An 8,496-nucleotide genomic window follows, 5' to 3' on the forward strand; every position below is an offset into this window, starting at 1 on the left:
GGAATAGGTTTCGGTTGCGGTGCACGTTCAGCGCATCGCGGTGCGGCCGCCGTCGACCGGGATGATCGCGCCGGAGGTGTAGCCGGCGCCGGGCCCGGCGAGGTAGAGCGCGGCACCGACGATCTCGTCGGGATTACCGGCGCGGCCAAGGGGTAGTGCCTTCATCTTCTCGGCGACCACGTCCATATCCCACGCCTTGCTGATATCGGTCAGGAACGGACCGGCCATGATGGCATTGACCCGCACGCTCGGCCCGTAGGCCTGCGCGAACCCCTTGGTCAGAATGTTGAGCCCGGCCTTGGCGGCGGCATACGGCAGATCCCCCGGAGTGGGTCGCTCCGAGGCGATGGAACTGATATTGATGATCGAGCCACCGCCTGCCTCGACCATGCGCGGGGCGATCAGGGTCGTCAGCCGGAACGCGCCTTTGAGGTTGACGTCGAAGACCTTGTCGAACAGGCCCTCGGTGATCTCCTCCAGACTCGAGTACAACGGCGACATGCCCGCATTGTTGACCAGGATGTCGACCGTCCCGAACTCCTCGTAGGCACGGTCGACCAGGCTCTGCTGCGCGTCCCAGTCCCCCACGTGGCAGGCGACGGGCAGTGCGCGCCGGCCGGTGGCGGCGGTGACCTCGGCGGCCAGCTTCTCGCAGCTGTCGAGTTTGCGGCTGACAATGATCGTGTCGGCGCCGGCGTGAGCGAAGGCCAGCACCATTTCCCGGCCGAGCCCCCGGCTGCCACCGGTCACCAGCGCAACCTTGCCCTCGAGTGGAAGGGTCGGAGCTGTCATCGTTGTCTCTCCTTGTCGGTCATGGGGTTCCACACTCAGCGCGGGGCCATGCGGATGGCGCCGTCGAGCCGGACGACCTCGCCGTTGAGCATCGGATTGGAGACGATGTGTGCGGCGAGGGCGCCGAACTCACGTGGGTTTCCCAGCCGCGCGGGATGCGGGGTCTGCGCACCCAGCGCCGCCTTCGCCTCGTCGCCCAGACCGGCCAGCAGCGGGGTATCGAACAAGCCGGGCGCGATCGAGACCACACGGATCGCCGACGAGGCCAGATCGCGGGCCAACGGCAACGTCATGCCCGCGACACCGGCCTTGGAAGCAGCGTAGGCCGCCTGCCCGATCTGCCCTTCGTAGGCCGCGACCGACGCCGTGGTCACGATGACACCGCGCTCCTCACCGTCGAGTTCCAGCCGCGACATCCGTTCCGCCGCCAGCCGCACCACATTGAAGGTGCCGATCAGGTTGATCGTCACGACGCGGGTGAACACGTCCAGTGGAAACACGCCCTTGCGCCCCACGACACGCAGCGAACGCCCGGTGCCGGCGCAACTGACCACCGCACGTAGTTCACCGAATTCCTCGGCGGTGTCCAGCGCCTGGGCGACCGCGGTCTCGTCGGTGATGTCGGCGGGCGCGAAGCGCGCATTCTCGCCGAGTTCGGCAGCGACGGCCGCGCCCTGTGAGGTGGGCAGATCGAGCAACACCACCTTCGATCCCGCGTCGAGGAGTTGCCGGGCGGTGGCGAGTCCGAGACCGGACGCACCACCGGTGACGAGTGTGACCTTACCGTTGACGTTCACGAATACGCCTTCCTCGGCTGCCGCCGAAAATCCTGGTCCCGGCTGCTGCCGAAAGTTGTTGCCGAATGGTCAGATACGTTCGATGAGCAGCGCATTGGCCATACCGCCGTGTTCACACATGGTCTGCAGGCCGTACCGTCCCCCGGTGCGTTCCAACTCACCGACCATGGTGGCCAGCAACCGCACCCCGGAGGCGCCGATCGCGTGGCCGAGGGAGATGGCGCCGCCCGCGGGGTTGAGGCGGGCCGAATCGGCGCCGAATTCCCGGGCCCAGGCCAGCGGCACCGATGCGAACGCCTCGTTGACCTCGTAGACGTCGACCGCGTCGATACCCAGACCGGTGCGGTCGAGAATCTTGCGGGTGGCCGGGATGGGCGCGGTCAGCATGTACAGCGGATCGTCACCGGCGACCGCGAAGTCCACGAACCGGGCGCGCGGGGTCAGGCCCAGGGCCGCTGCCTTGTCCTCGGACATGATCAGGGTTGCCGCCGCGGCATCGGTGAGCGGCGAGGAGTTGCCCGGGGTGATCATCCAGCCCAGATCCGGGAAACGCTGCGCCGCTTCTTCCGAGTGGAACGAGGCACGGAGTTTACCCAGGCTCTCCACCGTCGTGGTGGCCCGGATCGTTTCGTCGGTGCTGTGCGGCCCCTCCGGCGTCGGCACCGGCACGGTCTCGCGGTCGAAATGACCGGCGGCGGCCGCGGCGGCCGCCCGCCGATGGGATTCGAATGCGTACCCGTCGACCTCGTCACGGCTCAGCCCGAACTTACGCGCGACCAGCTCGGCGGCGACACCCTGGCTGATCCAGCCCTCCGGATACCGCTGAGCCAGGCCCTGACCGACCAGATCGCGGCCCATCGGCGCGGTGCCCATCGGCACCCGGCTCATCGACTCGACACCACAGGCGATCACGACGTCGTAGGCGCCGGCGAGCACACCCTGGGCCGCGAAGTGCACCGCCTGCTGGCTGGAACCGCACGCCCGGGTCACGGTGGTCGCGGGGGTGGATTCGGGCAGCCCCGCAGCCAGTGCCGCGGAACGGGTGATGTTGCCGGCCTGCTCGGCCGCCTGGCTGACACAGCCGCCGATGACATCGTCGACCAGCACCGAGTCGATGTCGTTTCGCGCCATCAGGCCGCGTAGTACCTCGGCGAGCAGGTCGACCGGGTGCACGCCGGACAGTGCGCCGCCGGCCTTACCCCGGCCGGATGCCGACCGGACGACGTCGACGATCACCGCATTACGCATGGAAACTCCTCGTGAGAAAAGACGATGGTGAACCGATCCGGATCGATGCCGGTCAGTCCGATACCCGGGCGACCAGGTCCCGGCGCACCAGCTTGCCGGTGGCGGTCCGGGGCAGCTCGTCGACGAAAACGACCTCGTCGGGCGTGCGCGAGCCACGCAACCGCTCACGACACCAGGTCCGGATGTCCTGCGGTTCGGCGTGGTCGTCACCGTTCGGCACGATCACCGCGCAGATCCGCTCGCCCCACTCGTCGTCGGGTACACCGATGACGGCGACCTCACGCACGTCGGCGTGGTGGACCAGGACATCCTCGATCTCGGCCGGTGCGATGTTCTCGCCACCGCGGATGATGGTGTCGTCGGCGCGGCCGCCGATGTAGAGGAAACCGTCCTCGATGCGGGCGCTGTCGCGTGTCGGGAACCAGCCCTGGGCGTCCAGTGCCGATCCCTTCCCCATGTATTCACCGCTGACCTGCGCACCGCGCACCCACAGCAGACCGGTCTCGCCCTCGGCGAGGACCGTGGTGTCTTCCTCGTCGCGGATCTGTGCTTCCATTCCGGGCACGATGCGCCCGACCGAGCCGAGCCGGCCTCGCAGCGCGGGATCGGCCAGCGCCTCGCGGTGATCGTCGGGCCCCAATACGGCGATCGTCGAGCTGGTCTCGGTGAGACCGTAGGCATTGACGAATCCGGTCGCCGGGAACGCTGCGAGCGCGCGCTCGAGCACCGGCTGCGGCATCCGCGCGCCGCCGTAGGCCAGTGAGGCCAGCGCAGGCGCGTCACCCGGTGCGCCGTTCAGGTGTTCGACGACGCGGGCGAGCATGGTCGGGACCACCATCGCCCCGGTGATCTCCTCACCCCGCACCAGATCGAGCCAGCCCTGCGGCGTGAAGTCCGGTAGGTACACCATCCGGCGGCCCGCGTACACATTGCTGAGCACCGCGCCCATCCCGGCGATGTGATACGGCGGCGTACTGACCAGCGTCGCCTCTTCCGCTGCGGCGGAACCGAATTCGACCGTGTTGAGCAGATAGGACAGCAGATGCTGGTGGCGTAGCAGCACCCCCTTGGGCGCCGAGGTGGTGCCGCTGGTGAACAGCACCACCGCCGTGGCGTCATCGGGCGCGGTATCGGTCACCGCAGGTCCGGCCGAGGTCGCGAGCTCGATGAACTGTGCAGTGGTGAGCACGGTCTCGGCGGCGCCGTCGAGAGCGTCGCGGTAGGCCGGATCGGCGACGATCAGAGGACGGTCCAGCTGCGCGATCAGATCCCGCAGCTGTTCGGCCGCGAGCCGGTAGTTCAGCGGCGCGATCGGCACCCCGGCACGAGCGGAGGCGAAGGTCAGGATCGGCAGTACCGGCCCGTTGACGCCGACGAACACCACATGTGCGGCGCCGTACTCGTTCAGGACCGCGGCCCCGCGCGACGCGGCGTCGCTGAGCTGCTGGTAGGTCATACCGGCGTCACGACGCCCCAAGGCCTGCCTGTCCGGATGGACCGATACAGCCATGTCCAGAACCATTTCGATACCCATTGCACCACCTGGTGAGAACGCTTGGATTGAGGATGTGCGCCCGAGGCACCGAGCCGTGTGAGGCAGGAAACATCCGGGGCAGTCTGTGGCAAACGATAACAACTATGCGCCGCAATTTCGAATAATTCATGACAATAGTTCGGATAGATGTGTTAGTTTCGGTGAGCGCGAATGACCTGGGTCACGTCGAAGCACCCTCCGAGCGGGTGTCCGGCGGCCGGGACCACAGACGAAAGGCACGAGGTAAACCGATGAGCGATCGAGATCCGGTGGACGTCGCCACACTCACGGCGTGGCTCGACCGGAACGAGGTCGGGACCGGCCCGGTCACGGATGTCGTGACCCTGACCGGTGGCACCCAGAACATCCTCGCCCGCTTCACCCGGGCGGGCGGCGACTACGTCTTCCGCCGCCCGCCGCTGCACAAACGCAGCAACAGCGACGAAACGATGCGGCGGGAAGCACGGTTGCTCGCGGCCCTCACCGACAGTGCGGTCCCCCACCCCCGGCTGGTCGCACTCTGCGACGACCTGGACGTGCTGGGATGCGTCTTCTTCGTGATGGAAGAAATCACGGGATTCACCGCCACCTCGGAGGTACCCGAACCGTTCGCCTCCTCCCCCGAGCTCCAGCATGCGATGGGCCTGTCGATCGTCGACGGTGCGGCCGCACTCGCGCAGGTGGACCCCGCCGCCCTCGGCACCGAACAACTCGCACGGGCGGACGGATGGATCGACCGCCAGGTCGGCCGCTGGCAGCGTCAACTCGACTCGTATCGCGACCTCGACGGCTGGCCGGGCCCGCAGCTCGACGGGCTCGACGAGATCGGACGCTGGCTCGACGACCACCGCCCGGCACAGTGGCGCAAGGGCATCATTCACGGCGACTATCACTTCGGCAATGTCATGTTCCGCCTCGACCGCCCCGAAGTCGCGGCGATCGTCGACTGGGAATTGGGCACCGTCGGGGATCCGCTACTCGACCTGGGCCACCTCCTGGCGACCTGGCCCGACCCCACCGAGTCCCGCACCGTCGGCCTGGCGCGACAGCTCGACGGGCTGCCCACCCGTGCGGAGCTCATCGCCCGCTACGGCGAGAGCAGTGGCCGGGACATGTCCGAATTCGACTGGTATCAGGTCCTCGCCTGCTACCGGCTCGCCATCATCCTCGAAGGCACCCACGCGCGCGCATGCGCCGGCAAGGCCGAGGCCGCGCTGGGCCGCCGCTTCCACGGGGTTTCCCAGGCACTGCTCGACCAGGCGCTGTCGCTGCTGCGGACCGCGCCCGAAACTCGCTGACCGGAAAGGTTTTTCATCTCATGTCCGATGCACTCGAGCCCGGCGCATCCCACGATCCCAGTACGCCGGTCGACTACAAATATCTGCGCTACGAAACCCACGACGAGGGCACCATCGCCCGCATCGTGCTGAACCGCCCGCGCTACCGCAACGCCCAGAACCGCGGCCTGCTCGTCGAACTCGGCGAGGCGTTCCTACGTGCCGAGGCCGACGACACGGTGCGGGTGGTCATCCTCGCCGGTGACGGCCCCGCATTCTCCTCCGGTCACGATCTCGGCAGCTCCGACTACAAGGCCGAGCGCGACCCGGGCCCCGACCAGCACTGGTCCTACACCTGCACGGGCGCCACCCACGACGCGGTCGAATCCCGATACCACCAGGAGTGGCACTACTTCTACGAGAACACGCTGCGGTGGCGCAAACTACGCAAGATCACCATCGCTCAGGTGCACGGCAACGTGTTCTCCGCGGCCCTCATGCTCACCTGGGCATGCGATCTGATCGTGGCGGCCGAGGGGACACAGTTCGCCGACGTGGTCGCCACCCGACTCGGTATGTGTGGAGTCGAATACTTCGGTCACCCTTGGGAATTCGGACCTCGCAAGACCAAGGAGCTGCTCCTCACCGGCGACTGCATCGACGCCGAGGACGCTCGCGCCCTCGGCATGGTCAGCAAGATCTTCCCGGCGGACGAACTCGGTGACCGCGCCCTCGACTTCGCCCGCCGGATCGCACAGGTGCCGAGCATGGCGGCGATGCTGGTCAAGGATTCGGTGAATCAGAGCCAGGACGCGATGGGATTCACCAGCGCGCTCGACTCGTGCTTCACGATCCACCAGCTCGGACATGCGCAGTGGACCTACCTGTCGGGCGGGAAGAGCCCGGTCGGAACTCCCGAACTCGGTCTGCCCGACTGGAAGTCGGCTCCGCCGGTCGAGCGGGCCGACCCCTACCGGCCCTGAGTCCGGCCGCCGCCACCGCCGGATGCTCCACCGGCAGGTGAGCCGGATTGCACGTCCTCGACAGTGCTGTCGAGGGGTCCCAGAGAAGAGGAAAACCGATGAGGAAAATTGCTGCTGCCTGCGTGCTTTTCGCAGGCACCGTGGGCATTGCGGGAACCGCCCACGCCGCACCGCCGGAACCCCAGGCGATCAACTACACCGCAACCCCCACCTCCACCGGCACCGTGATCACCACCGATGCGGGAAGTATGGACGTCGAGGACGGCGCACTGAAGATCAAGGCTCCCAACGGAACCGTGGTCGCCGGCACCGATCTGTCCTTCCGGGTCGACGATTTCGTGTTCCCGATCGCCGCCGACATCAGTGGCCACAGCGCGACCCTCGCACCGCAGTTCGATCTCGCGCATGCCAGCTACAAGCCGGTCGCGCTGCCGTATGAAGATCAGGCCCCCTGGAAGACCGACTACGAGCGTGAGCAGGCGGCATGGAGCCGCCTGACCAGCACTATCACCGTCGGCTCCACGGTGGGCACCCTGGTGGGTGGCCTCGGTGGCGCGGCCGTGGGGTGCCTGCTGGGCGGTATCGCCGGCGCCACCGTCGCCGCCGCCACCATCGTCGGCATGTTCGGCCCGTTCATTCCCGCCGCGGCCGTCGGCTGCCTCGGCGGTGTGCTCGCGGTCGGCGCCCTGGGCACCGTCGCCGGTCAGCTGCTGGTGACCGCACCGGTCGCGATCATGGCCGCGGTGCAGTACTTCACCACCGTCAACCAGCCCGGACCCGCTGCGCCCGCACCGGCGCCGGCCCCGGCCAAGTAGTCCGGAGAGCCGTCTTCGACGCGGTGCACGCAGGTTTCGCCCACGGACCGTCCGGGCGCCCCTGCGTGCACCGCCCCCGTCTGTGCCACACGATGTGCTGTGCCGCACCGCGTCCCCTTCTGGCATCCGCCACCCCCATGAGGTAAACATAATCATGGATTGACCTGGCTCGAACTCCAGTGGGTACGGGGGGCGGCTTGGCGCATGGAGGGACGTGTGATGGCACAATCAGGGCTGCGCCCGCAGAAGACCGCGATGCTGGTCGCGCAGCGGATCGTGGAGGGAATCAACAAGCGGGGCAACAAGGTCGGTGACAAGCTGCCCCCTGAGCGGGTGATGCTCGAAGAGTACGACATCGGCCGGGGCACCCTGCGCGAATCGCTGCGCTTCCTGGAATTGCAGGGCGTCATCACGCTCAAGCCCGGACCCGGCGGTGGTCCGATCGTCAAACAGCCCGACGGTATGGCCCTGGCGACCGCGATCACCCTGTTGTTGCAGTTCGAGAACGCACCGTTCCGCACCATCGTCGAGGCGCGCACCGCCCTCGAGCCGATGATGGCCAAACTCGCCGCGGAACGGATCAGTGCCGAGCAACTGGCCACCCTGAAACATTCGGTGGATCACATGCGCGCGAACCTCGACGACGAGGAGATCTTCGTCGAGATGAGCCGCGTCTTCCACGACACCGTGGCGAAGGGCTCCGGCAACGCCATCTTCGGATACCTCATCCATGCATTGCTCGATATGCTCGACGGCTCCGCGGTGGGCATGGAGTACCCCCAGCGCAGCCGAGTCGCCACCTGCGACATTCACGAGAAGATCTACCTCGCGGTAGCGGGCGGGGATGCCGCAGCAGCGCTGACGGCGATGGAGGAACACATCGACGCCATCTGGCGCTACGAGCAGAAGCACTATCCCGAAGTGCTCGACACCCCGATCGCGTGGGGTAACCGCGGCTGACCGCGTGTACGAAAGGCCGTGTCTCCACTCGTATTCCGACTGTGCGGGCGGACGCGGCCCAGTCCGCTTCCGCCCGCACGGTGCCGGCCC

The 8,496-nt window shown here is 67.6% G+C and carries 8 protein-coding genes; 4 read left to right on the forward strand and 4 right to left on the reverse strand.

Annotated elements, in window-relative coordinates:
- Positions 1-27 precede the first annotated feature (27 nt).
- The 4 genes from NV2_RS10630 to NV2_RS10645 form a co-directional block, all read right to left on the reverse strand.
- On the reverse strand, positions 28-792 hold the full coding sequence (locus tag NV2_RS10630; RefSeq protein ID WP_067871393.1) for an SDR family NAD(P)-dependent oxidoreductase: 765 nt from the start codon (positions 790-792) through the stop codon (positions 28-30).
- A 35-nt stretch (positions 793-827) separates the two neighbouring features.
- Positions 828-1,589 carry an SDR family NAD(P)-dependent oxidoreductase gene (locus tag NV2_RS10635; RefSeq protein ID WP_067871394.1) on the reverse strand — a complete coding sequence of 254 codons (762 nt, stop codon included), beginning with the start codon at positions 1,587-1,589 and terminating at the stop codon, positions 828-830.
- 69 nt (positions 1,590-1,658) lie between these two features.
- Positions 1,659-2,837 carry a thiolase family protein gene (locus tag NV2_RS10640; protein ID WP_067871395.1) on the reverse strand — a complete coding sequence of 393 codons (1,179 nt, stop codon included), beginning with the start codon at positions 2,835-2,837 and terminating at the stop codon, positions 1,659-1,661.
- 52 nt (positions 2,838-2,889) lie between these two features.
- Positions 2,890-4,371, reverse strand: a complete 1,482-nt coding sequence (locus tag NV2_RS10645) for a class I adenylate-forming enzyme family protein (RefSeq protein ID WP_067871396.1) — start codon at positions 4,369-4,371, stop codon at positions 2,890-2,892.
- A 251-nt stretch (positions 4,372-4,622) separates the two neighbouring features.
- On the opposite strand from NV2_RS10645, the gene NV2_RS10650 reads away from it, so the two are divergent.
- The 4 genes from NV2_RS10650 to NV2_RS10665 all read left to right on the forward strand — a co-directional run bounded on the left by NV2_RS10650 (position 4,623) and on the right by NV2_RS10665 (position 8,406).
- Positions 4,623-5,669, forward strand: a complete 1,047-nt coding sequence (locus NV2_RS10650) for a phosphotransferase family protein (RefSeq protein ID WP_067871397.1) — start codon at positions 4,623-4,625, stop codon at positions 5,667-5,669.
- Positions 5,670-5,689: 20 nt separating this feature from the next.
- Complete coding sequence (locus tag NV2_RS10655) at positions 5,690-6,631, forward strand: enoyl-CoA hydratase (protein ID WP_067871398.1); 942 nt, start codon at positions 5,690-5,692, stop codon at positions 6,629-6,631.
- A gap of 98 nt (positions 6,632-6,729) precedes the next feature.
- Positions 6,730-7,446, forward strand: coding sequence for a DUF8020 domain-containing protein (locus tag NV2_RS10660; protein WP_067871399.1), 717 nt, complete (start codon positions 6,730-6,732; stop codon positions 7,444-7,446).
- 219 nt (positions 7,447-7,665) lie between these two features.
- On the forward strand, positions 7,666-8,406 hold the full coding sequence (locus NV2_RS10665) for a FadR/GntR family transcriptional regulator (protein WP_067871438.1): 741 nt from the start codon (positions 7,666-7,668) through the stop codon (positions 8,404-8,406).
- The last annotated feature ends 90 nt before the right edge of the window (positions 8,407-8,496 follow it).

Source organism: Nocardia vermiculata NBRC 100427 (assembly GCF_001613265.1).
Classification (GTDB): domain Bacteria; phylum Actinomycetota; class Actinomycetes; order Mycobacteriales; family Mycobacteriaceae; genus Nocardia; species Nocardia vermiculata.

Coding starts and splice junctions, on each gene's coding strand:
- NV2_RS10630 (WP_067871393.1), bottom strand. CDS start 792: ATGACAGCTCCGACCCTTCCACTCGAGGGCAAGGTTGCGCTGGTGACC.
- NV2_RS10640 (WP_067871395.1), bottom strand. CDS start 2,837: ATGCGTAATGCGGTGATCGTCGACGTCGTCCGGTCGGCATCCGGCCGG.
- NV2_RS10645 (WP_067871396.1), bottom strand. CDS start 4,371: ATGGGTATCGAAATGGTTCTGGACATGGCTGTATCGGTCCATCCGGAC.
- NV2_RS10650 (WP_067871397.1), top strand. CDS start 4,623: ATGAGCGATCGAGATCCGGTGGACGTCGCCACACTCACGGCGTGGCTC.
- NV2_RS10655 (WP_067871398.1), top strand. CDS start 5,690: ATGTCCGATGCACTCGAGCCCGGCGCATCCCACGATCCCAGTACGCCG.
- NV2_RS10660 (WP_067871399.1), top strand. CDS start 6,730: ATGAGGAAAATTGCTGCTGCCTGCGTGCTTTTCGCAGGCACCGTGGGC.
- NV2_RS10665 (WP_067871438.1), top strand. CDS start 7,666: ATGGCACAATCAGGGCTGCGCCCGCAGAAGACCGCGATGCTGGTCGCG.